Source organism: Chryseobacterium sp. GTID13 (assembly GCF_056172655.1).
Genome location: NZ_JAOCMB010000005.1, coordinates 281,311 through 305,346 on the forward strand (window position 1 = coordinate 281,311; position 24,036 = coordinate 305,346).

Genomic DNA, 24,036 nt, shown 5'->3' on the forward strand with positions numbered 1-24,036 from the left:
TAAGTATCTTCTTGCTTTTGCTATGAGCTCCTTATTCTGAGAAATTTCTGCAATGACACCTTTTTTTCATTCAATGCTTGCCTTCTTGCTGTGAGTATATTTTCGTCTTCGAGAATGAGGTTAAAAAGTCCATGTACACTAGGAATGAGGGTGATTTTTTTTAAGAGATTTTCGTATGATTTTTCCAAAAAATCTGCTCTAAATCTGCCTTTGCATTTAGATGTACTACAATGATAATATCTGTATTTTTTACTTTTGCCCTGAGATGTACTTCCTGTAAGCTTTCGTCCACAAAAAGGACAATTTATGATTCCTCTGAGAGGGAATAGAAATTTTGTTTGAAGTTTTGACTCATTCTGTTTACGTTTACTTTTGTGTAATAACTGGACTGTTCGGAAAAGGTTCTCTGTTATGATCGGCTTATGAATTCCTTTTACGTATTGAACCTCTTCATCTTTAGTTGCTTTAACTGTAATTATCCCACAATAAATAGGATTATGTAATATCTTCCAAAAATTATTCTTACTACATAGTAAACCTTTTTGGACCGCCATCGTTCTCACCCGACTCATTGAATAAGTACCGGTTGCAAACTGTTCAAAAGCCCATTTAATTAAATCAGCCTGTGGCTGTTTAAGTTTCATGATTTTTCTACCATCTTGTGTTGACTGGTTTATATATCCCATTGGGGCCCTTCCTGGCCATCTCCCCATTTTTCGAGCCCTACGCATTCCATCAGAAGCATTTCGCCCCCTTCTGTTGTTTTCAGCTTCAGGTATTGAAAGATAAACAGCAAGCATCACTATACTTTCAGGAACATCAAAATCGATTGGTTGGTCAATAGCGAATGGCTTTGTATTTAAGCTTCTTAATATACCAAGCATTTGATAGGCATATTCAATGTTACGGCTAAATCGATCCCACTTAATGAATAGTATATTCTCTGCAGGTCTTTTTTTGTTATTTTTTAAAGTTTTAATTATTTTTTTCCATTCAGGCCGATTAAAGTCCTTTGCTGAAAAGTCTTCTCTGAAGATTCCCTTAACAACAATTTGATTCAGTTCACAATATTTCACCAATCTTTCTTCCTGTTCGGGAAGAGAATAGCCTTTTCTCATTTGTTCATCAGTGCTAACTCTGACATATAAATACGCTGATTTCATAAGTATAGGGTTTATGAAATATGAACGTATAAAGAGTAGTATTTTATTTAAAATATAGATGATTTCACTTATACATCTGAATTATATGAACAATTTTATAAGCTCTTATTTCTAAATTTACAGAATGGCTGGGCTGGAATGGTATAGGAGAAGATGTAAAGCATTTTTTGAAAATAAATTATGATGTAAGAAGACAAGGTAAAATCGATATTGCAAATAATGTGGTATTAATGCTTGGTGCTCTACAAAATGCAGTAATATTTTACTGCGTTTTTGTTTTGCCTGATGTCAAGTGTTCGATTGTAACCCCTCAAGACGCTTTCGATAATATGGATTTTTTTGGGGTTTCTCCCTTGCCAATTATGATTTTTAATTAATACCTTTGTTAAGCTTATTTAATTTTAAATTAGTGTAATTTAGCTGGTTGACTATCAGTTATTTAATTGTGTCTAAAAAACTCAAGAATGGTATTAAGAGTTCGACAGGACTACCTCTCATCTTAGGGAGACGTTTATTTTTTAACGTCTCCTTTTTTTATGTGCTTTGTGTATTGATTTACAATTAATTACATTGGAGTTCTACAATATAAATATGTGTTCGAGTTTTTCAATTTTTCGTTCAACAAAAATGATAACAGCTTTAGAATAGTCTATTATCTATAATTTTGTGTTCAATATTCCTTTAACCAATCAACCTCTTAACTCAGTATTTTCATCTTCTTTGAAGCTATGATAACAATTGCTTCATCTTCATCAATATATATTTCATTATTTCTTGGGTTTTTATATATTCAAGAATAATATTCAAAAAACTATACTAAAATAGCCTTCCAACATGGGAAGGCTAAAATAGAAACACAAGAGCGAATACTACTCGATAAAAAAATTATTCAATGTTTTGATTTAGGCAAAGCTTCTTCCATTTAGCAACGGTATTTCTGCTGAGCTTATATTTTAGGGCAATTTGAGTATTGTTAAGATTATGTTTTTTCTGATAATCTAATATTTGTACTATTGATTGCTTATCATAAGAACGGTGCTTTTGGTTAAATTTGACAGTCTCCCGACTGCTTGGTGATCCGAAAATAAGATTGTTAAGGGTAATTATATCTATTCCCGTTAAACTTTCCTTGTTCAGGAGCGTTTCGCAAACTTCAGCTTTTAATGGATGCTGATATTTAATTATATCTTCAAATATTTTCTTATAATCTGGACTCATTAATCAATCATTGTAAAGTTTAAAAATACTTCTCTTATTATTTTATAATATTCTTTCTAAGCTGACACTGCTGTCAGGTGTTCCTCCAAAAGTAAAAGCAGCAAGAGATAACCCTGCAGTATTAATACTAATTCTGAAATTGACATCATTATTTATATCAAGAAATAAAACTGAGTCTAAGGAAGCTGAAAAACTATTGGAACTAATGAATGCAGAATTTGCTAACATGTATGCCTTTTGCTCTCCGTTTACGGCTACAGCTATATTCACTTTTACAGGTGTAAAGCCAATATTAGCTCCGTTAAATAACAAATTGAAATTGATTCTATACAATCCCTTCTGTCGTATACGAAATGTATTGGATGGTTGAAATATAGATAAATAATCTGAAAATTGGTTATCATTAGATGGAATTGATAATGGAAGATTAGCATTTCCTAAACACAAAGGGCCTACACATGTAACAGACGAGCTTTCAATTCTTGCACGGGTCCATGTGGTGGCTTTGCCCTGAGGGATAAATGCCTGTTTCCATGTAGTACCGTCATAAACTTTTGATATTGCTGCATTTTTATCATACATAAGCATTCCCTCCATAGAAGGATCATCGTCGTACCCATCTGCCTGAGCAGTATTGTATTTGGGTAATGCTGTATTATTACTTGCTGCAGGCTGTATCAATACTTTTTGACCAGTTGTATTCTGCAATTCTAATTGGGTGTATAGAGTTTGTAAATTACTTCCGCCCATAATTACTTGTGCTTTTATAAAAGTACAACCTAGTATACTGGCTAATAATATATAATTTTTCATCGTCTTGCTTTGTTTAATGTTATTTTATTTTTTCCACATTAATGTATGTATCTGTATGATCTGTAGAATTGGAATACGAGGATAGAGCTGAATTGGTAGAAACTGCGGCAGCTAGCCTTATTCTTGCATTAGCTGGTAGGGTAATTGTGGAAGACACACTGGCACTTTTATTTCCAGCTTGTCCAAGATCAAGAAATAATCCTCCACTTTGAAGAGTTTCCTTGAAAGCCAAAGTAGTCCAGGTTGTCCCATTGTCATAACTCACATCCAGATTTACCCAATAAGATACATCCTGGCCAAGACTTAATAAACTGGTACCAGTAAAACCAACTACCCCTGAAATGTAATAAAGTCCTGCAGTAGGAATAACAATATAATTAGCTCCCACCTGTACATTTAAATTATTCACAAGCAATTGGGTTCTATTTGTTGTATTAGAAATTGGAATAGTTTGCCTGTTATTGGTACCAAAAAATAACTGTGATAATGAGCAGGAACTAAGACCTGGTATAAGTGAAATACATGACCAGGTCTGTGCTCCACTTGATTTTGTACGTGCTTCAAACGGATTAAAAAATCCACCTAGCTGCAATGCAGGAATCCAAGTTGTTCCATCATACTTATCATATTGCTTATCTGCTTTATTATATAAAATTGCTCCTTCCAGAGCGGGAAGATCATTAAACTGATCTTCTTGAGAAAGATTAAGTAAAGGGAAAGAAAGGATGTCGGAGGCCTTTGTAAATATTACTCCTTTTGCTGGATCTTTTAGGTCCAGTAAGGCGTTAGGATTGGGGTTCCCAGCAGTTTTAGATAGTAAAATCTGGGCAGGAATTGTAAGCCCAAACAGGACAATTCCAAAAAAGCTGAATATTTTTGTTTTCATTTTTTATGTTTTAAAAATTAAAGCACCACTTTTTCAAAAATAATTTCCGGATTATTAGTAAAAGTTGCTGATACATATATAGTGGTAAATATTGATGCATTGGTTGCAGATTGCAGATAACCTGCCAGGCGGATTTTATCACCCACATTCAGTTTGGTGACAATGGAACCATTAAATACAGGAGTATATCCAAATTTTGCATTGTCAGGAATGAAGGATTGAGAATCAATTGTAGTAAATGTTCTGGGAGCGGATACCAGAGCCTTTTGTAACCTTATCTGAAGATCAGTAATATTCGTGTTGATATTAGGAGTAGGCCCGTTATAAGTAGCGTTAACTCTGTAAGTAATTCTATATAATCCTGCCTCATTCACTGTTATTTCATTATTAGCCAAAGATAAATTAATAAAAGTACCGCTAAAGTCTGAAGGAGTTGTGTTAGTAATGAGTAATGGTGCTTCACCGCTACAGTTTGCTAGCACATTAGCAGTACAGTAAATTTTTGTATCAGCAGGTATTGAAAAATGGGCCAAATACTGCGGTTTGGTTTCTACTACATAATCATATGTACTACGCCACCGTGTGCCATCATGTTCATATATGGATACATTATTTTTGCTGTATACCAATGCTCCTTTAAAGGTATCATCCCCAACAGGGTTAGCAGCATTTCTTATTTGAGATACTGAAGGCAGTAAAACAGCTTTAGCCGGAATTGTTGATTTAACATCCAGGATTGCATTGGGATGAGGGTCATGATCACTGGGGTTTGTGGAGATAGCCACCTGGGTATATCCTTTTATCGCTAGTAGGCAGAATAAAAGATATTGTTTTTTTTCATCGTGTAATTTTTACATTGTTATTGTATAATTAACTAGTCTATTTGCTTATTATAAAAACTATTATTTGTGTATAATATGTCATTGGAGTGAAGTACACTGTATCATTCTTTCTTGTAATTTTGATTTGGAATAGAAGGATATGAGGGAAATATCTTTCCTTCCACATCAAACATATAATAACATTTGTGTTAATAGAATCGAAACCTCTTTAACAATAATCTATCTTATAACTATAGAGTTTAAATCTTAAGTGATGAGAATAGTGAATGTTCTAAACAATTATTTCAATAGATCATTTGATTCTTATGCAAAGGTATTCCAGGGTTTATTTTTTAGCATTATAAAAGAGATGGTATGCGCTATTGATGTCTATCATTTTTATAGACAACCGGGGAAGGAGAGATGAAAATGTTGAATTTTATTTGAGATTTAACATCCAGGTGTACATATTTTCATCTTTACTTATATTCAGTTTTTTTCTTAACCTGTATTTTTTACTGATAACAGAGTTGGGACTGATGCTTTTATAGTTTGCTATTACTTTATTATCCAGATTTAATCTGATTAATGCGCAATATTCCAGATCGGAATAAGTAAGCTGGGAATTGATTTGTAATAACTGCTTATTAAATGTTGGGAATGTTTCGGAAAATTTTAAATGAAAGGATTGGTCCTTGTTTTGGACAAGTAATTTAAGCCCTGTTAGATTTTCGTTACTGATATCCTTTTTATAAAGTGAAATATTTTTTTCTTCAGTACTCTTTTCACTGTCAGTAAATTGCTCAGGATTATTATTGTGTTTTTTCTTTTTTGTATAAAAAGTCTATAGTACAAAAACAGTAATAGAAATTGAAAGACTAAGAATAATGATCAATAATTTAGTTTTATCTTTCACATAGGGCTGAGAAGTATTGGTACTATTCTGTTTGGAGATAATAGTATTCAAAGTATTCTTTTCAGTACTTAAGATGCTATCAGCTATCTTTTGAGCTTTTTCAGAATAGACGGCCTGGTTTTTATAATCTTGAAGTCCCAGAAAGGATTCAGTTTTTCCTGTATAAATTTTCTTTAAGGTTAATGGATATACATTATAATGAGTAGTAAGTTCTAATGCTTTATCAAAGTTTTCCAAAGCTTTTGAATATCTTTTTCTTTTATTTTCAATATTTCCTTTTAATATATAATACTTAATAAATTCGCTCTTATCGTTTTCAGATTTCAAAGCAGCCTCAAATTGAACTAAATACTTTTCGGTATTGTTTATATCGTTTTTATAATAATACTGTTGACTCAATTCTATGGTAGATAATGCAATGCATATGTTTCTAACAGGAGATTTATACATTTTTTTTGATTCATCATAGCTCTTGAGAAGATATAATAATATAGAATCGTTATCATTTTTATTTTCTTTCTTAATGTTTAATGGTAGAATTCTATAGACCGTTGCTTTTATGAGATGAGCTTCATTAGGACTAATCTTATTTACTAAACATAGTCCTTGTTGGAGTGATTTGCGGGATCTTTTAGTATAACCTAAGGCATTATAAATTATTCCTTCCTGGGTATACAGCCATGCAAGAGAATAATAATCATTATGTTTTTCTGCTAAAATTTTTCCTTCAGGAATTATTTTAAGAGCTTTTTCATATTGCTGACTTGAATAATCTTGAGAATAGCAGTAGATATTATTTAAAATAAACAATATAAATAAAATTGATTTTGTTTTTACTTTCATGATATGGGGTTTCATGGTAATAATAGGTATTGAGGACTTCTATAAAATTAATGTTTTTAGCTATTAAGCGGTATCATATCAGGTAGATTTGTTTATAACGTATTCAGCATAAGGCAGGTTACACTATCGAGAAAGGAGTTTGCTCCTTATGTGACGGATGGCTGGTTTCAGCGCTGGACAGAAAATTTTCATGATTATACTACCTATGGAATCATGGAGGAAACACCTTATAAATTAAAGAAACAATTTCCGACCTTGAATAACCTGCTGCTTATTCGTGAATACTCTATTTCGATGTATCCTTATGGAGATCCTGTTGAACCTTCTATCAATTTTATTGTTCCAGATAATTTATCAAAGCATCCCATTATAAAACGACTAAAAATGCTCATGTGCCGTATTATGGCCATTCAAAATGATTTTGCTTCAATAGAAAAAGAGCTGGCAGTAGAAACAGAAGTTCTTAACATTATACTGGTTATAAAGCATCAGTTTAAAGTTTCAGTGAAAGAAGCAATAGAAGAAGCAATGAGTATTCATGATAATTATGTGAAAGAGTTTGTTGAATTACAGAACAATCTTTCAGACTTTGGCTCATACCAAAAAGATGTAGAACGTTTTATCCATTATATGACTTTAATGATCTCAGGATTGGGAGCATGGTATCATATAGGAAAATCAACGCGGTATAAAACTCCTGGTGAATTTCCAAAACCAGAGTATGGAATATGAGTATAAGGTATGGAATCTTTGCTGTTTCAGAAAAGTAAAAGGTTGTTTTTATCTGATCTACAATATTTTGAAGCAATAAGTAAATTTTAAGAGAGAGATGTTGACATCTTTCTCTTAAAAATTTAACACAATAATTTCTTTTTTTAAATTGGCTTTATTGAATCAGATTTGTTTTCCTTCGAAAGAGAGAAATTTATAAAGATTCAGGCAATAAAAAAGCATTGGATTCGGCGGCGCAGTCGAGTTACAAGAAAGCATCTGAAAAATGAAAAATAATTCAGATTTAGCACCATATTCGAATGCTTTATTGATCGGTAGGATGGCAAATATCAGTTTACTTAAAAAGCAGTACAAAAATTCACTATATCTTTATAATAGATGTGAACAGGATTCAGTTTTAATGAGTAAAAATTTCTCACGGGAAATGGTTTGGTTAGGAAAAGCCAAAATATATATACTTTTTAAAAAGCCTGATGCAGCTTACTATTATATTCATAAACTTTACAGTGACAAATTACTTAGAAAATGTACCTACGAAAACAAATTTTTACATCTCCGCCCAAAGCACCATCAAAACTAATTTTCATATTATTCATAAGTTTTTTATCAGCCTAGCAATCATCCCTACATTCATACCATGCATTCCGGCTTGTAGTGCTGCTTTTCCAATAAAATCCGGCAGCTACATTGGTAACTGCTGAACCAATTCCAAAACTTATAGCCGCTATTACCGAGGTTGGTTACCGCTGACTTTCGTAAAAACAAGGGAAATATTTGTTGAAACCATATTGTTCATTGCACAAATTGCAGAAAGCCAACCTTATTATTCATGGCATACTAGGTAAAATAAATTCTGAATATCTAACATATTCCGTAAAGTTCACCACGCAAATATGAATTTCAATATAGATTTTTGTATCATAACATTTAAATCAATAATACAATGTCAACACATGATGTAAAAGGAAAAGTGGTTTTGATCGCTGGTGGCGGTAAAAACCTTGGTGGATTATTAAGCAAAGATTTTGCGGCCAAAGGAGCAAAGCTGGCAATACATTATAACAGCGAAAGCTCCAGAGCCGAAAGCGAACAAACTTTGGCGGAAGTTCAAGGCTTAGGAGCAGAAGCATTTTTGTTCCAGGGCGATCTAACAAAAGTTGAAAATGTTAGCAGATTCTTTGATCAGGCAATTGCTAAATTCGGAGGTGTTGATATTGCCATCAACACGGTTGGAATGGTATTGAAAAAGCCATTCACGGAAACTACTGAAGAGGAGTATGATAAAATGTTTGGTATCAATTCAAAATCAGCTTATTTCTTCTTGCAGGAAGCCGGAAAAAATTGAACGATAACGGGAAGATCTGTACGGTTGTGACTTCACTGTTAGCGGCATATACCGGATTATATTCTACATATGCAGGCGCCAAAGCCCCTGTTGAACATTTTACAAGAGCTGCTTCCAAAGAATTTGGGTCAAGAGGAATCTCCGTGACAGCTGTTGCACCAGGTCCGATGGATACTCCTTTTTTATGGCCAGGAAACCGCTGATGCTGTAGCATATCACAAATCCGCATCTGCCCTCGGTGGCTTAACAAAAATTGAAGACATCGCTCCACTGGTTGAATTTTTGGTATCGGATGGATGGTGGATTACCGGGCAAACGATTTTTGCCAATGGTGGTTATACGACAAGATAATCGACTCGAAGACCAGCTGTTATTGACCAGCTGGTTTTCATTTTCAGCAGACATTCAACGTAAAATAAAGAAAGGGCAAAACAATATAATCGGAAAACACCTTAATCATACCTTTCATAAGAAAAAGCTCAGTGTTCAGTTTCCAATAGCCGCGACCTTGAATTCTATAACCAGATTATCCATTTTATTCAAATTTTAAAAAAATTTATGGATTCATTTTCTCATATAAGAGTTATAATTAGTATGATTTTGGGCTTTGGAGTAGCTCAATTACTGAAAAATGTGGTAAAACTGATAGATCATCCCAGAAAACGCAAATCTGTTTACTGGTTACATTTAGGCTGGGTATTTTACATTTTTATTCTGATTGTCCTTTTTTGGTGGTGGGAACACCGGCTTGAAGCTGTTCAACATTGGAACTTTTTAAGCTATTTGTTTTTAATTATCTATACCACATTATACTATGTGCTATGTGTCCTGATTTTTCCGGATCATATAGATGAATACAAAAACTATAAGGATTATTTTTTTTCTAGGAAAAATTGGTTTTTCTTATTTCAGATACTTCTATTCGTAATAGATTTTGGAGACTCTCTTTTGAAAGGAAAGGCCTATTTTCAGTCACTGCACTGGACATATCCGGTAAGAAATGCACTGCATATTGCTCTTTGTTGTCTCGGAATCAAATCCTCAAGTGAAAAAGTACAAGTCTGTATTTTTTTTATTCTGCTAGTCTTTGATGTTTTATTCATTGCACAAAATTATCTGTACTGAGTTCTGAATACGTAACTCAAAATGTTTTACTGAAACAATTTATTAGAAATACAAAAAACAACACAATTATGAATAATTACCAATCACTTTTTGATACACAAAAAGAATTTTTCTATACCGATACTTCCAAAACTTATGAGTGGCGTATAGACCAGCTGAACAGATTGGAGAAAATGCTCATTGAAAATCAGGAGACATTTTGCCAGGCACTAAAAGCCGATTTCAACAAACCGCCTTTCGAGCAGTTGTTCGAAATTACAGTTCCGTTGGGAAATATCAAATATTATAGAGAAAACCTCAAACAATTGATGGCTCCCGAACCTGTTGCTATACCCAAAGGGTTGGAGGAAACCGGAAACAGAGGCATTATTTACAAGGAACCTTTCGGAGTAACCCTGGTTATAGGCCCGTTTAATGCACCTGTTTTATTGCTGCTTGATCCTGCCATTGCAGCGTTGGCAGCCGGGAATCCGGTTATTTTGAAACCTGCCAATACAACACCTACGGTTGCTGCACTTTTTGAGGAACTTATCCCAAAATATTTTGAACCTGAAGCTGTTAATATTGTGACAGGAGGAAGAGAAGAAATCACGGCCTTGTTAGAGCTGCCTTTCGATTTTATTTTCTTTACGGGAAGTTCTGCGGTAGGCAAGGTCGTAATGCGTGCGGCCGCTGAAAACCTTACACCTATTGTTTTGGAATTAGGTGGTCAAAATCCGACCGTAGTTGATGAAACAGCCAATCTTGATATTGCAGTTGACCGTATTGTTTGGGGGCATATGGCTATTTCGGGACAATGGTGTATTGCACCAGGTTACGTATATGTCCATGAGAGTATTGCTGACGAATTTCTGGATAAGCTCAAAGCATCTGTTGTAAAAATGTATGGTGAAGACCCAAGTCAAAGTCCTGATTTTGCAAGGATGATAAGCGAACATGATACCGAAAGGGTAGCCTCTTATATCATTCCCGAAAAAGTAATTTTAGGGGGAAGATTTGACGTAAAAGCAAGATATGTAGAACCGACTATTTTATACCCGAGCACCTGGGAAGACCCTGCGATGCAGCAGGAGATTTTCGGACCTGTATTTCCGATTTTAGTATATAAGGATTTAAAGGAAATTGTAGAGATCATCAAACGCAAGCCAAAATCTCTGGCAGCTTATTTCTTTAGTAAAAATCAGCGGAATATAGACTATTTCTTAAATTCAGTTTCTTTTGGCGGTGGCTGTATCAACCAGACCAATTTGCACTGCTGGATAGACAGCCTGCCTTTCGGAGGCGTTGGTTATGCCGGAATGGGCAAATACTATGGTAAAGCAGGTTTTGATGCGTTGAGCAATACAAAAGCCATGCTGATAGGGAACCCGGATTTAGAACTAGACGTTTTTCCACCGTATGAAGGGAAAGATATTGCTAAGAACCTTAGTGTTTTTGGATAAGTATGAAGCAACAGGAAGCCATCAATTTGATTAAAAAAGCCATCCCGCATTCCAATATGCCCCAGGTTTGGGCAGATTTAGGTTGTGGCGGTGGCACTTTTACTAGTGCTTTGGCTCATTTATTACCGGAGAAAAGTCATATTTACGCTGTGGACAATCAATCGCAGAATTTCCCCCAATCATTGGGGCATAATGTTTCTGTTGACTTTATAAAAGCTGATTTTGAAGAATCTGATTTTGACTTTTCAAACCTGGACGGGATTTTAATGGCTAACTCGCTGCATTATATAAAAGATAAAGCGACGCTTATTAATCGGTTGGAAAAATATCTGTCAGCAGATAAGAAATTTGTGATAGTAGAATATGATACTGCCATAGCTAATCAATGGGTTCCTTTTCCGGTTCCTTTTTTAGAGCTGAAAGAACTGTTTACGAACCTGGGGTATTCAAAAATTACTAAATTAGATGAACGGCAATCAATATTCGGACAAGGCAACCTGTACAGTGCGACCATAGGTATAAACCATTAAAAAATAAAATATGATCCTAAAAATTATTAATTCCCTATTAATGCTTGTCGCCATATTTATGGGTCTGAAACAAGGATGGGCAATGCTTTCTGGAAAACCTGAAATGATAGCAATGTTTAACAAATGGAATATCAATAAAACAGGTTTAATGATAGTTGGGGCAATAACAATGCTAAGTGCGCTGCTCATTATTTTCCCGAAAACTTTTGTTTGGGGAAACTTCCTGATGGCAGCCGGTATTTTATTGATCATCAGCTTTCATTTGCTTGATAGAGATTTAAAAGGTGTGGCAATAGAATTACCTTTTTTATTGCTGAACCTGGTCATTATTTATTTGCAGCATCCGCTCAAAAACTGGTCATTATAAACAGTAAATTTTCAAACAATGAAAATACTTATCATTACAGCCTTTGCTGTTTGCATTTCACTTACAGCATGTGGACAATCAAAAACTCCGAAAAAGAAAACAGAAACAACAACTAAAAAAATACAAAAAATGGTCACCAACAAACTTACAAATGAAACGGTAAAAGCCGCTTTTGATGCCTGGCAAACCGGCGACAGCAAAACCTTTCTTTCTTTTTTTACTACTGATGCCACGATGACCGATGATGAAAATCCACGCAGTTTCCAAAGCTTTGTGAAAGAGGCCTGTGGAAAAGAAGTTTTTTTGACAATTGATACCGTTGAAAATGATGGAAAAGATATCAAAGGAAACTTCAAAGCTGGAAATTGGGGCACTTTTCCTGTGTTTTTCAAATTCCACCAGAATAGCAATGGAAAGTTTGACAGGCTGGACATCGGACAAGCAAAGTAAAACATCACCGCCACTAATTACCAAAAATTAAAAAATCCGGGTATTAGTGGCAAAAAACTCTGGAAAACCAAATGAATGAAGTAAATAAAACCATAACTGCTTTACAAAAATACAAGTACGAGTTTTTACTTTTTGCACTTGCACAGCACTTGTTTATTGGCATTTTTCTAACCGATCTTAATTTTTATACCAGGGTTGTCTGGCCGATCAATATGCTGATATTGGGAGTGGGAAGTATTTTTATGTTTACAGGCAAACATAGTTGGAGGCATTGGTTTAGAAATATCCATTTCGTTATTGTTTTACTGTTGCCTATTGGGATTCCGTTTTTCAAAGATGTGTCCTGGTATTTCACTTTTCTCAATATCAATTACGTGATTTTCTTTGCGTTCCTGTTTTCTGAATTGCTAAAGTTTTTAATAAAGCCGGGATACATCAACAGTGATATTATTTCAGCATCAGTGTGTGGTTATTTTTTATTAATTGAAATCTCAGTTTTTCTACTGCAGTCGTTTGAATATCACAACCCATTGTCTTTTAAAGGTATTGATACTTCATCATCCGCAAGTATTTTTATTGATTTGGTATATTTTTGCTCTATAACCTTTACCAGTATAGGCTTTGGCGATATTACACCAGGTACACATACTACCAAATTAATTGCTGCTTTTATTGGCATTGCCGGACAATTTTACACAGTAGTTCTGGTTGGTATTCTTATCAGTAAGTTTTCCTCAAAAAATTAGATCAATATGAATATAAGTTCTCATTACAAGCTTAGGCATTTTATTCCCTGGACAAGGGGTAAAATTTATAAAATGCTGATATTAAGTGTAGTTCCGACGCTGTTGTTTTATTTTCTGGATTGGAAGTGGCTGGCGATTCCCTGGGTTCCGGTGGCTTTGCTGGGAACAGCAACAGCATTCATTTCCGGGTTTAAAAATACTCAAACTTACAACCGTACCTGGGAAGCTCGGCAAGTTTATGGTGCTATTATCAATAACAGCCGTGCTTTTGGCATTATGATAAAAGATTTTATCCGTTCAGAGGATAAGATCTTTGAAAAGAAACTGCATCAGGAAATTATTTACCGTCATTTTGCGTGGCTCACTGCACTGCGTTTTCAGCTTCGAGAAATTAAAAGCTGGGAAAATATAAAGGTAAAAAGCTATAACCGCGAATATCTTCAATATTACAAAGTTCCTGAGTGGGAAAGTAGCCTGGATGAAGAACTGAAGGGACTTCTCAGTGAGCAGGAGCATCAATACATTTTATCAACAAAGAACCGTGCAACGCAAATTATAGCCTTACAGTCTACCGGGCTAAAAAAATTGAATGAGGAAAGCAAAATATCGGATTACAATTATGTTGCTCTGGAAAATCAGCTCAAAGAATTATATGACCAGCAAGGGAAATGCGAACGTATCAAGAACTTCCCCTACCCACGTCAGTTCTCCAGCATCAATTTGTATTTTACCAATGCCCTCTGTCTTTTGATGCCCCTGGGTTTTATTGGTGAATTCTCCAAGATGACGGAAAAGTTCGGAGACAATATAATCTGGCTTGTTATTCCCTTTAGTGTATTGCTGGGATGGGTATTTTTAGTTTTGGAGCAGATAGGAGAAAGTACAGAAAATCCGTTTGAAGGAAATGCTAATGATATTCCCATAACACAGATAAGCAGGAATATAGAAATTGACCTTCGTGAAATGCTGGGCGAAAAAGATTTGCCGGCGGCAATTGGAGCACAGAATAATATTTTAATGTAAATAAAAAATATAAGCAAATTATGGAACATTTAGAATCCGTTAGAAAATGGTATCCCAAGGCGTTAACTTCTATTGATACTGTTAACCGGTTATTAGACACCATCGAAAAGCATCTCGGCTTGAAACCCAACCAATTGATGCATGCAGACAGTATGTGCTGTGATGATGTGAATGCCATACAATATCCGCCAAGAGCTTATGAAATGTTAGGACCTTTCCATTTAGGAGGGTTGGATGGTTTTCCTTTTGCCGGGATTACAGGAATGAATGCTTTTGCACACCATGTTCCGGAAGATGGGGCAGTAATCATATTTTATGCACCACATATCGGCGTTACAAAAGATGGTACTATAGGTGAAATAGGCAGAATAGGGCAGAGTGGTAACTCTGCATGTTGTGGTGCTGCTAAAGGAGCATTGGGAAAACTCGCTGTGGGGCAGATCATTGAAGGAAATACCACTTCACTGGATTTCCAGATGAATACTATTGAGCAGATCTTCCTTCATCAGAAAGACCGGATCCTGAATGCAGAGAATCAAATATTTGAGGCTACAGAGGTGATGTACGAAGCCATTGATAAAAGAATAGAAGTGCTGGTAAAAGAAACCAATTATCCTTGTAAATATGTCATCCTTGTAGGAGCAGTATTTATCAATGGAGATAAGGATATGGGTTCTTTCTGCCAGTATAAGAAATTCGATTATATTGACCTGGAAACGCATAATCGGAAAAGCCTTATGGAGAAATATTATCAATAATAAAGGGAGTGATTCTATTTTGAAAATCACTCCCTTTATTATTTTTCTATCTTGTATTTATGCAACAATATGCTGCTTCATCATAATTGCTGTAAATGGGTTACAATAATAGCTCTGGGCAAGTAAGATGACATGGTAATAAGCCGATAATTCCCGTTCTTGGTAAACATCCAGCTTTGCAAGATCTTCATGCGTTCCCATTTTACCTAACGGAACCTTTGATATTATTTTATATTACTTAAAGCCTCTGTTATCCTATATTACTTATTGATCAGGAGAAATTTGATAATCCTAAACTTCACTGTATGGAGCCAGAAATGTAACTGCTTAAATATAGGTTGTATGGGTTTCATGGAGGATATAGGTAGTCTGAAAACTTGTATTTGAAAGCTATTTCCTTTAAGCTCATGATTGTAAGTATGAAATCATTAAGAACATCAAGTACTTTAATCTTTAGAGTAAATAATGCTGTAAAAAACTCCAATCAAGACATTATGGGATTATGTGTAAATGTGATTGCTTGATTGGAGACCAAAAATGATTAATAAGAAATGAAATTTTCAAATACCAACAATAAATTATAAATAAAAAAACACTTTTTGAATTTAGTCAATGGCAGGTTGCTGCTTGCTATAATTGGAGTAATGTTAATACATATTTATTAGTATTAAAAGAAAATAACGTTAGTTTTTTGGAATTTCTTTCTTGTTGTTTAGGTGTAAAAAGGCTGTATTTATGAATTTTTTTCAGCAGGAATACTCTTTTAGAACCTAAAGTGAAGGGAACATCCAGATTTATCAAACAATAATTAAACTAATGTATCTCATTATCAAGAATATTGCAAAAATGGACTGTGGCAATGCATAATTGAGGCATCATATCCCATCAACTATCCTAATGAAATAAAGGATAATAAACGTTTGTCAAAATCATAATGCTGGTCTGTTGATGTTAATAGATTATCTTTTATATAAAATTTAGCAAGTGGAATAATCTTTTGCTGTATTCTATCAATTGATCAGGAGTTTTTTTAGTTTGCACATTTTGTTTTTAGATATTTTATTGTGTCTTTTTCCGTAATTCTCACTTGCCCTTCTTTCACTTCCAAGATTTTAGCCATAAATTTTACAATATTTAGTGGACTTAGAAAATGTATTTTCTGCCAGCTAAGGAGATTGTTTTATTAAAAAAATATTGGATTTGTCTTTTCAGAAGATAGAAAGGCAAAGAAAAACTAACATATTGATTTGGTGTAGCTGATTTCCAACTACAAATAATGATACGCAGAAAATGTTAGATGAAGGATAAAAACCAAAAACTAAAAATATGCTGAATCTCAATCAATTTAGGCAAAAAGGAAATACCTTTTGCAGGCATCTTATGATGCTGATAGCTTTAGCAGGAAGTATAACCGTATTTTCTCAGGATGCTGCGGTGACTCCTACTAATGACGACACCAAAGTTGTCTGGCGCACAGGTGGTGGCGGTGGAACCACTACTTTAGGAACAGTAACTGCCGCTGCAGTTGTTGGTAATTGGGGGCTACGCTTCCTCAAATTACTGATTCAAACATAAGTAACTCCGGCTTTTCATCACATGCTGTTTCTTCAACTTTGGGTACAGATATAACGTCAACCGTCAAAATAAGCGATGGTAAGACCTATGGAATAACTCCATTTACAGGGTATAGAGTAGGGGTAGTGGCAAACAGAGCTATTACGGGAGGTTTTACCCCAACAATTGGCCTTACCGGTACCAACAATGTCATTATTACAACCTACCTTGGAGGTGTACTGCAGGAAACTTCTCCTGCTCAGAATTGGACACTGGGAGCGGCTTCTATGGATGCTGGTTTTTATGTACATAAACCTTTTGATGAAGTACGTATAACACAAAATGGAAGGGTAACCAATGTTGGTGGTACAGCCACTGCTACGCTTGGTGTTAATTATGTCTATTTACAGCGTTACACCCGTACCGGCGGTGGTTTTGATACTACAGGCGAAAAAGTTGTCACTTGTAATGCCCAGATACCGCTTACAGGAAAAGGGGTAACGGGCTCTGGGGCCGCGGTTGTATTTATACCTCCTTCTCCTGTTCCTGTTGTTGTTCCTGCAACTCTTTGGCCGGGACTAGCTCCGGCCCTGGAAGATGAAAATCCAAATACACACGGTACAATTCCTTTTATTAGTGCAGGTCTGGCAGTGTACTCAGGTAGATTAAAAGATGAGGGCGTGGTATATCCTGCCGGGACTTTTGGTGGCGGTGTTTACCAGCTGAATGCCATATCGGGAGGGTTGAATGTAACCAAAACGCTCAGGTTTTATTTAAATGGTTCCCAACAAGGGGCAGATGTGGTGAGTCAAGAGTTTCTAAGCGCCTCGGCCAGTGGAAGTCTCCTGACTGTAGGGGCCGTATCTTCGCTTCCTTTCGACTCCATTGAATTTGAAATTTCTTTAAATTTATCTGCATCTATAGGTCTACTTGAAATCTATTATCCTATTGTGCAGCGTTTTTGTGATGCAAACATTACCTGCGGTGCACCCGTAAGCCTTATTTCCGGAGAGCTTACCCCGGGTGGTGCACAAAACCATCCAGTCTATGCAAAAGCTATTGGTACTAGTATACTTACGGCTTCCCTTGGGAATCCGGGTATTAACAATGTGGAAAGAGTTATAGATACTGACTTTAATAATTATGCAGAAATAGGTGCAGCAACAGGTGCGTCCTTATATTCTAATTATGGTATCTCAGTTATTTCGCGGCAGGTGTTGGATGCCAGTGATCCTGGGAATATTAAATATGGTTACCCTAAAGGTACTTTTGCTGGTTTTGAGATTCAGGACGATAGCTTTGCGACAGCAAGTGCAGCTAAAAATTTTATCATCAGTACTTATAAAGAAGGAGTCATCCAGGATACTTACAATACCCTTAATGTAGCATCGGGAAGCCTATTCACCCCCAATAATGGGAAGTACATTATTGGGATGAGAACTACTAAAGATTTTGATGAGATAAGAATTACAGTAGAATTACTGGCAGGTGCTTCGGCAGGCTCCAGCACAAAAGTCTACCGTGCGGTGATAGAAAAGTTTTGTCCTTCAGTAGCCCAGGCTTGTAATACATCTACGGATCTCAAAAGACCGACTTATCCTGCATTTATAGATGCTGCAAACACCGGAGTTGAAGGTCTTGCAACAGGAAATACTTATTTTGAAGATTTGAACAATATTGTGGCCAATACTGGCCAGCCAGCTAAATTATATACTGCGGCAGGAGCTGTAACCAATGCTTCGGTAGCTGTACAGGACGGTAGTAAAGGTATTGGTGTCCCAGGAGATGCCACTTATGAGCTGTATCCGGCTGGTACTTTTGCAGGTTTTGATGTAGCATTCCCTACACTTGCAGCAGCAGAATTAGCAGGAAGCACAATTACGATTATGACATTAAAAGCAGATGGAAGTGTTGCAGACTCTGCGGTAATGAATTCCAGTTTCTTCGGTTTGCATACCTCTATTCTTAATGGAACCAGTAATCGTCAGATATTGGGTTTTGCTTCCAGCCAGCCATTCACCGGTGTTAAACTTACCATAAACAAAGCTTTAAGTGCTAATGCAGGTGTTTTAGAAATTTACTCGGCAGTAATTCAGAGATTCTGTGCTACGCCTGTCATCAAGTGTGATGAGATTGAAAACATAAGTGTTCCTAAGTATCCGTTGTATGTGAACGGGGCAAGAACAGGGGTAACTGCTTTCGTGGATGGCAATAGTTCTATCAGTCTTTCTCAGAATGCCATAGATGCGGATCCAAATAGTTATGCAACAATGCAACTTGGTGCGAGTGCAGGCTCAGGATTAGGTTTCAGTGTGGCAAATGGCTTTGGTGATTTTCCTAAAGATACATATATAGGATTTGATATTGCAACATTAGATATAGCGCAGGCAAGTGCTTTTGAAACAAATAATATAGAACTGTACAAGGACGGTATTCTGGTACAAACCAGTACAGGTACCCAGCTTGCCGGTGGGTTAAGTACTGCTGCGGTTTCAGGAGGATTTCAACGTTTGATAATAGGTACAGTAGCTCATGTTCCATTTGATGAAGTACGTTATGTAATAACCCGTTTCGCGGGTGCTTCTGCTGGTGAAATCAGAATCTTCAATGTAGTAGCAAGAGACTTCAGTCCAACTTCTAGCACAACTTGTCCGTTGGTTTTACAATGTGATGGTACATACGTACTTACAAATGGACCGACGACTATTACTTCTCCAACAATTCCTGCGGTAATAGAATATGCTAACACAGGATATGAAGGTTTAGCAACAGCAGGATATGGTATTGACAATGTTTGGAATGCTGTAAGCCCGGATCCGTTGGATTATGCAACTATACATTTACCCGCATCCGCTGGGGTAACAGGTTCTATCTCTATAGCTGTACCTAAAGTAACTTTGCCGCCGGGCACATTTGCAGGATTTACGGTAGATAAACAGAACTTTCCTTTTTCCGGTGGTTTTTTACCCAATGTTATGGTAAGTACATATTTAAACGGTGTACTCAGAGAGCAGAGGAGTGGTGGAGCTTTGATAGATTTTTCTTTCTTTACACAATGGTTTGGTACCAATCCAAATATATATACACCGGGCTTCCAAACAACATTATCGTTTGATGAAGTGAAGATTTCTATCGGAAGTGTTGCCTCATTAGGAGACCAGACATTGAGGGTATATTCTGCCTATATTGATACAAGAACATCAGTAGTAACAATACCTGGTGACGGTTACACACCTATTGTTTGTACTAATGGTGCCTGTTACAAACCTGGAGCTGTTGCTACAGCTGGAAATCCCGCTCTGATAACTAAGGTAGGAATCACTTCATTACTAAGAGCCGGAACACAGAATTCTGATAATTGGCCAGCAGTTCGTACTGGCGCCTGGTTAGCTTTGGAGGCAAGGACGAAAGGCTTTGTTGTTAATAGAATGGAGTTCAACTCCTCTGGAAACCCGATTGGAATTCCGGTTGCAGATTTTGTTGAAGGAATGCTGGTTTATGATACAACTAACAAATGTTTAAAAATGTATACTACTCAAAATGGGGGAAGTACGTTTGCATGGTTTTGCATCAGCACACAAAGCTGTCCTGATTAATACTACTTTTTGAGAGCCTGAATAGTACTGTTTTATTTTTCAGGTTCTCAATTCTAACTAAAATTAAAATTAAAATGTTTAAAAATACAATAACAATAGCAGGGTTTCTAATGGGTGCATTTTTTCACGCACAAATAGGAATAAGTAGAGAAAACGTAAGCAATGGCTCTGTTTCATTAGAGTTCGGAGATAACGAAAATAAGGGACTTCTTTTGCCTTATGTCACAGATAAAACAGGGATAGCTGAAAATGGGACCCTTCTTTTTGACACATCAGATAGTAAAGTAAAATATTTAAAAGATGTAAATACATGGTTTGATTTGAGTGTTGATACAACAGGGACTTCGGATTTGAATATCCAGGCAACTGATAGAGTAGAGCATCCAGGAGCAAAGGTTTGTATCAGTCAGACTTTGGGAGGAACAAACACCACACAAGGAATATTAGTTTTGGCTGATGATAATAAAGCCATGATTTTGCCTAAAGTTGCCAGTCCCCATTTGAATATCATCAGTCCATCTGCAGGTATGATAGTATATGATACCACAAAAAAACAACTGGCTGTTTATAATGGCACTGTCTGGAGTTTCTGGAAGCCTTAGATTTGACGAAATTACATCCACTATAAAGCGGATGTTAAAAAGTAAAACAGCTTATCTCTTTTATGTGATAAGCTGTTTTTCTGTAATTAAAACAATAAAATTCTATTGTTAAACGGAAAGCCACTAGCTTTCTGTTTCCGAAGCTGTCTGTTTATTTTTTTATGATCTTAAATGTTTTAATAGTACTATCATCCAAGATTGCACTACCAAGGTATACACCCGTATTCAGTACAGACAAGTCAATTTCTGCTTTCATTTTATGAATTGCCTGATCTTTTATCAGTATTTTACCGGTTACATCATATACGGATATTATTTTTATAGTTTTTTCACTCGAAATATTGAGAATATCCTTTACAGGGTTCGGATAAATATTAAACCTGAAATTATCATTCTTAATATCGGTTGCTGAAAGTATCGAATTGTCTAATTTAACGATCCATCCTGCAGCAAATATGGGAGGAATGGTATTGTCGAATCCACAAATATATTTACCGTCCGGCGATATTCCCATACCCGTTCCAAGTTTTGTATCGAACGTAGTAATAGGAACATTTTGAGAAGTTAAAAAATCAGTAAGTAATATGGGACTTGCACCTAAAGAAGGGTGATAAATAATTACTTCCCTGTCTCCGATCATTCCGCAATATCCTACAGCAGTACCATTTTCTGACACTGATACAAATACAGCATCGGTATATCCTGCCGGAGCATCAAAGGCTTGATATACATTGTCACTAATATTATAAATAAAAGCTTTACTGCCTTTGTAACCAACGACCTGACCGGCATTATTCACATCATTGGCTTCTCCGTATTCAGGGTTGCTGAAATCAATATAATGCGCTCCTCCATTCTGATCAAAATAGGCCGGCACCCGAAATGTTCCGGCTCCGAAAATATCTTCCCGGTCTATCCAGCCTGCTACGATTCCATTATCGTTGACATCCGCTCCGCGTCCGTTAGTGTATAGTAGGTCGCCAGTTAGTTTGGTGAGCGTATTAGTTTCAGTATTATAAATAAATGGGTAACTGCTCCCAGCATTACCTGAAGTCATTTGCCCGGTTACATACACACTGTTTGCTGAAATTCCTTTTGCATCTCCAAACCAGCTGTTTCCCGGTACATCTCCCGGGAAATAGCCTATAGCAGTCCAGGTCCCGTTTTTACGGTAAGCTGCCTGGCTCAGATCAGAACCATCTGCAGCTGTAAGTGGCATACTGCCTGCTATATTTTCTGTGTTATTCAGCCGGTTTGTCGCATTGGCAATGGGTTCTATAGGTGTACTTGCGTCTGTGGTATAGCTATAATAGCCTCCGGAATGTACAGCATTCCCTTTATTGTTAATGTCATAAAGTCTTGTTCCCCATCCAGTGAGAACCCTTAGATTGCTTTGGGCATTCAGACTGCTTAAAAACAAAGAGGCTGAAAGCATGTAAACTTTTTTCATAGTTAGGAAATTTTAGTAATTCAAAATTGCGAAGATTATATTGTTTTATGGAACCCGGTAGGTGAGAAATTACGAATTTCTTTTTAAAAATCCATTAAATTTAAAAGTCTGTTTTATCACTTAAGGTCCATCATTTTGATATTAAGAGGACGCTCTAACATCAATTTAATGAAGAATATGATTCGGAAAACTAATGCAGAAATGTATATTTTGGAAATCACAAAGCGTTATTTAATGATCCCAATCAGAAGTACAGAGCTTATAACAAAAATACAATTTTAAAAATACTGAAGTATCAAAAAGAAAAGGAGATCAATAATTCTGAGTTTTCTAGAAATTTTAAGTTAAGCAGAAATACGATAGCACGGTGGAAAAAGCTGTTCAAAGATGAAGACTCTGTTTGACACAAATAAGAAGACACTAATCGGATTGATTAGTGTCTTTCGCATTTTACATGGCATCCATTAATGTTAATTACTTTGCAAGTAAAGTTTATCGTATCGAACTTACCAAAATAACAGCTTGGGAATATGCCATACAGAATATCGAGATAAACGTAGTAAATCCAGCATCTGCTGAGACTTATTGGAACAGAGGAGGCGTTATTCATCAATCTTTTTCAGTTAATCATTGCCTAAACTGTTCTTTATAGGGTAATGCGGTTGCCATATCATTAAAGTAGTTACACATTTGCCATAAGTTTCTATTTCCAATAACATAAATTCTTTTTTAGCTCTGGTTAAAGCTACATTAAGCATGTTGGGCTTTTGGCTCGCCCATTTTCTTGCGCCAGAAGATGTGGGGTTGCTACCAAGTACTAAAAAACAATATTAGCTTCCTTACCCTGAAAACGGTGGATAGTTCCACAGGAAACCTGTTTAAGTCCCCTAAACTGTGCTGTACAATAATCTGCAACCGATTTAAAGGGTGAGATGATATAGATACTTTCAGAGTAACCTTGTTGCAAGAGCATTTCCACTTTTTCTTTCAGCAGATCAATTTCCTCAACAATAACATGCTTATGAATCGGGGTAGACATACATTCAACGTGGAACCAGGTAGAGCCGCCAATAAATGTTTCTGCTGAATTTTGTGCCACAGCTTTAACCATTTGATTATTATAAGCTATCTGATTAGCTATACTAAACATAGGATCATCACACCTCCTATGGGTTCTTAATGGAAACCCAGTCCATATTTTCTCATCAGAACCGTCTATCTGCATATAGGAGCCTTCATTTGATATTCTGTCTGCCAATTGCTGTACTGATGTAGCAAAAGGTGACCAAACAACATCAACATTATGCTCATTTCTAAGCTTGCTGATTAGTTTTTCAGGTATTGTTACAACCGGCTCTACCTGAAGCGGATCGCCAACGATAATGCACCTGGATGAGCGGTGTATAAGTCCTGCTGCTGACTGTGGTGTAGCCTGGCCTGCCTCATCAATAAGCAACCAACCAATCTGATTTTTGCCGGTACTGGGAAATAGTCTGCTGGCTGATGCTAAAGTGGTAGATATTACCGGTACACATAAAAAGAAAGTATTCCAAAGGTTTTGAGCAAGTTCACCTTTTATATGTGCAAAACCTAAAATCATATCAAAAAAAGAGGCCAGATTGTTTCTAATGCTCTTAGCATTGGCTAAAATAACAT

20 protein-coding genes and 1 pseudogene are annotated in these 24,036 nt (G+C 36.1%); 12 read left to right on the forward strand and 9 right to left on the reverse strand.

Translation table 11 applies throughout. The annotated features are described in order from the left end of the window. Window positions 1-20: 20 nt before the first annotated feature. The 6 genes from N4G44_RS07255 to N4G44_RS07280 form a co-directional block, all read right to left on the reverse strand. Complete coding sequence (locus N4G44_RS07255; RefSeq protein WP_474925563.1) at window positions 21-1,163, reverse strand: recombinase family protein; 1,143 nt, start codon at window positions 1,161-1,163, stop codon at window positions 21-23. A gap of 885 nt (window positions 1,164-2,048) precedes the next feature. Beyond that, the gene (locus tag N4G44_RS07260) at window positions 2,049-2,381 is read right to left on the reverse strand and encodes a helix-turn-helix domain-containing protein (RefSeq protein WP_474925565.1); all 333 of its coding nucleotides are present in this window, start codon (window positions 2,379-2,381) and stop codon (window positions 2,049-2,051) included. A gap of 42 nt (window positions 2,382-2,423) precedes the next feature. Next, complete coding sequence (locus N4G44_RS07265; RefSeq protein WP_474925566.1) at window positions 2,424-3,194, reverse strand: hypothetical protein; 771 nt, start codon at window positions 3,192-3,194, stop codon at window positions 2,424-2,426. Window positions 3,195-3,213: 19 nt separating this feature from the next. Then, entirely contained in the window at window positions 3,214-4,080 is an 867-nt protein-coding gene (locus tag N4G44_RS07270) for a hypothetical protein (protein ID WP_474925567.1), read from the reverse strand. A gap of 17 nt (window positions 4,081-4,097) precedes the next feature. Beyond that, window positions 4,098-4,865 carry a hypothetical protein gene (locus N4G44_RS07275; protein ID WP_474925570.1) on the reverse strand — a complete coding sequence of 256 codons (768 nt, stop codon included), beginning with the start codon at window positions 4,863-4,865 and terminating at the stop codon, window positions 4,098-4,100. Window positions 4,866-5,745: 880 nt separating this feature from the next. Next, a complete protein-coding gene (locus N4G44_RS07280) occupies window positions 5,746-6,660 on the reverse strand; it encodes a tetratricopeptide repeat protein (protein ID WP_474925571.1) in 915 nt (304 codons plus the stop codon). A gap of 108 nt (window positions 6,661-6,768) precedes the next feature. Here N4G44_RS07280 and N4G44_RS07285 point away from each other — a divergent pair, with 108 nt between their 5' ends. From N4G44_RS07285 to N4G44_RS07325, 9 genes and pseudogenes are all read left to right on the forward strand, one after another. After that, window positions 6,769-7,392 (forward strand): terpene synthase family protein, encoded by a 624-nt coding sequence (locus N4G44_RS07285; RefSeq protein WP_474928292.1) that lies wholly within the window; start codon window positions 6,769-6,771, stop codon window positions 7,390-7,392. 943 nt (window positions 7,393-8,335) lie between these two features. Continuing rightward, window positions 8,336-9,088, forward strand: a pseudogene (locus tag N4G44_RS07290) (SDR family oxidoreductase). 842 nt (window positions 9,089-9,930) lie between these two features. Further along, window positions 9,931-11,304: an aldehyde dehydrogenase family protein gene (locus N4G44_RS07295; RefSeq protein ID WP_474925573.1), complete on the forward strand. Its 1,374-nt coding sequence runs from the start codon at window positions 9,931-9,933 to the stop codon at window positions 11,302-11,304. A 2-nt stretch (window positions 11,305-11,306) separates the two neighbouring features. Then, the gene (locus tag N4G44_RS07300; RefSeq protein ID WP_474925574.1) at window positions 11,307-11,834 is read left to right on the forward strand and encodes a class I SAM-dependent methyltransferase; all 528 of its coding nucleotides are present in this window, start codon (window positions 11,307-11,309) and stop codon (window positions 11,832-11,834) included. Between the two features lie 10 nt (window positions 11,835-11,844). Next, window positions 11,845-12,201 (forward strand): DoxX family protein, encoded by a 357-nt coding sequence (locus tag N4G44_RS07305; protein ID WP_474925576.1) that lies wholly within the window; start codon window positions 11,845-11,847, stop codon window positions 12,199-12,201. Window positions 12,202-12,219: 18 nt separating this feature from the next. Continuing rightward, window positions 12,220-12,651, forward strand: coding sequence for a hypothetical protein (locus tag N4G44_RS07310; protein WP_474925578.1), 432 nt, complete (start codon window positions 12,220-12,222; stop codon window positions 12,649-12,651). Between the two features lie 71 nt (window positions 12,652-12,722). Beyond that, window positions 12,723-13,397 (forward strand): ion channel, encoded by a 675-nt coding sequence (locus tag N4G44_RS07315; protein WP_474925580.1) that lies wholly within the window; start codon window positions 12,723-12,725, stop codon window positions 13,395-13,397. Window positions 13,398-13,469: 72 nt separating this feature from the next. Beyond that, window positions 13,470-14,420 (forward strand): bestrophin family protein, encoded by a 951-nt coding sequence (locus N4G44_RS07320; RefSeq protein ID WP_474925583.1) that lies wholly within the window; start codon window positions 13,470-13,472, stop codon window positions 14,418-14,420. Between the two features lie 20 nt (window positions 14,421-14,440). Beyond that, a complete protein-coding gene (locus N4G44_RS07325; RefSeq protein ID WP_474925585.1) occupies window positions 14,441-15,178 on the forward strand; it encodes a hypothetical protein in 738 nt (245 codons plus the stop codon). Between the two features lie 57 nt (window positions 15,179-15,235). Here N4G44_RS07325 and N4G44_RS07330 read toward each other — a convergent pair whose 3' ends face one another. Beyond that, complete coding sequence (locus N4G44_RS07330) at window positions 15,236-15,379, reverse strand: hypothetical protein (protein ID WP_474925587.1); 144 nt, start codon at window positions 15,377-15,379, stop codon at window positions 15,236-15,238. 1,125 nt (window positions 15,380-16,504) lie between these two features. Between N4G44_RS07330 and N4G44_RS07335 the strand changes: the two genes are divergently transcribed. From N4G44_RS07335 to N4G44_RS07345, 3 genes are all read left to right on the forward strand, one after another. Continuing rightward, complete coding sequence (locus N4G44_RS07335; protein WP_474925589.1) at window positions 16,505-16,753, forward strand: hypothetical protein; 249 nt, start codon at window positions 16,505-16,507, stop codon at window positions 16,751-16,753. 38 nt (window positions 16,754-16,791) lie between these two features. Next, a complete protein-coding gene (locus tag N4G44_RS07340; protein ID WP_474925591.1) occupies window positions 16,792-20,328 on the forward strand; it encodes a hypothetical protein in 3,537 nt (1,178 codons plus the stop codon). Between the two features lie 74 nt (window positions 20,329-20,402). Then, a complete protein-coding gene (locus N4G44_RS07345) occupies window positions 20,403-20,930 on the forward strand; it encodes a hypothetical protein (RefSeq protein ID WP_474925593.1) in 528 nt (175 codons plus the stop codon). Between the two features lie 151 nt (window positions 20,931-21,081). Here the strand turns inward: N4G44_RS07345 and N4G44_RS07350 are convergent, their stop codons facing one another. Then, window positions 21,082-22,380, reverse strand: a complete 1,299-nt coding sequence (locus N4G44_RS07350; RefSeq protein WP_474925595.1) for a T9SS type A sorting domain-containing protein — start codon at window positions 22,378-22,380, stop codon at window positions 21,082-21,084. Window positions 22,381-23,197: 817 nt separating this feature from the next. Continuing rightward, window positions 23,198-23,980, reverse strand: coding sequence for a DEAD/DEAH box helicase (locus tag N4G44_RS07355; RefSeq protein WP_474925597.1), 783 nt, complete (start codon window positions 23,978-23,980; stop codon window positions 23,198-23,200). Between the last annotated feature and the right edge of the window lie 56 nt (window positions 23,981-24,036).

Coding starts and splice junctions, on each gene's coding strand:
- N4G44_RS07255 (WP_474925563.1), bottom strand. CDS start 1,163: ATGAAATCAGCGTATTTATATGTCAGAGTTAGCACTGATGAACAAATG.
- N4G44_RS07260 (WP_474925565.1), bottom strand. CDS start 2,381: ATGAGTCCAGATTATAAGAAAATATTTGAAGATATAATTAAATATCAG.
- N4G44_RS07265 (WP_474925566.1), bottom strand. CDS start 3,194: ATGAAAAATTATATATTATTAGCCAGTATACTAGGTTGTACTTTTATA.
- N4G44_RS07270 (WP_474925567.1), bottom strand. CDS start 4,080: ATGAAAACAAAAATATTCAGCTTTTTTGGAATTGTCCTGTTTGGGCTT.
- N4G44_RS07280 (WP_474925571.1), bottom strand. CDS start 6,660: ATGAAAGTAAAAACAAAATCAATTTTATTTATATTGTTTATTTTAAAT.
- N4G44_RS07295 (WP_474925573.1), top strand. CDS start 9,931: ATGAATAATTACCAATCACTTTTTGATACACAAAAAGAATTTTTCTAT.
- N4G44_RS07300 (WP_474925574.1), top strand. CDS start 11,307: ATGAAGCAACAGGAAGCCATCAATTTGATTAAAAAAGCCATCCCGCAT.
- N4G44_RS07305 (WP_474925576.1), top strand. CDS start 11,845: ATGATCCTAAAAATTATTAATTCCCTATTAATGCTTGTCGCCATATTT.
- N4G44_RS07310 (WP_474925578.1), top strand. CDS start 12,220: ATGAAAATACTTATCATTACAGCCTTTGCTGTTTGCATTTCACTTACA.
- N4G44_RS07315 (WP_474925580.1), top strand. CDS start 12,723: ATGAATGAAGTAAATAAAACCATAACTGCTTTACAAAAATACAAGTAC.
- N4G44_RS07320 (WP_474925583.1), top strand. CDS start 13,470: ATGCTGATATTAAGTGTAGTTCCGACGCTGTTGTTTTATTTTCTGGAT.
- N4G44_RS07325 (WP_474925585.1), top strand. CDS start 14,441: ATGGAACATTTAGAATCCGTTAGAAAATGGTATCCCAAGGCGTTAACT.
- N4G44_RS07330 (WP_474925587.1), bottom strand. CDS start 15,379: ATGGGAACGCATGAAGATCTTGCAAAGCTGGATGTTTACCAAGAACGG.
- N4G44_RS07335 (WP_474925589.1), top strand. CDS start 16,505: ATGCTGAATCTCAATCAATTTAGGCAAAAAGGAAATACCTTTTGCAGG.
- N4G44_RS07345 (WP_474925593.1), top strand. CDS start 20,403: ATGTTTAAAAATACAATAACAATAGCAGGGTTTCTAATGGGTGCATTT.
- N4G44_RS07350 (WP_474925595.1), bottom strand. CDS start 22,380: ATGAAAAAAGTTTACATGCTTTCAGCCTCTTTGTTTTTAAGCAGTCTG.
- N4G44_RS07355 (WP_474925597.1), bottom strand. CDS start 23,980: ATGATTTTAGGTTTTGCACATATAAAAGGTGAACTTGCTCAAAACCTT.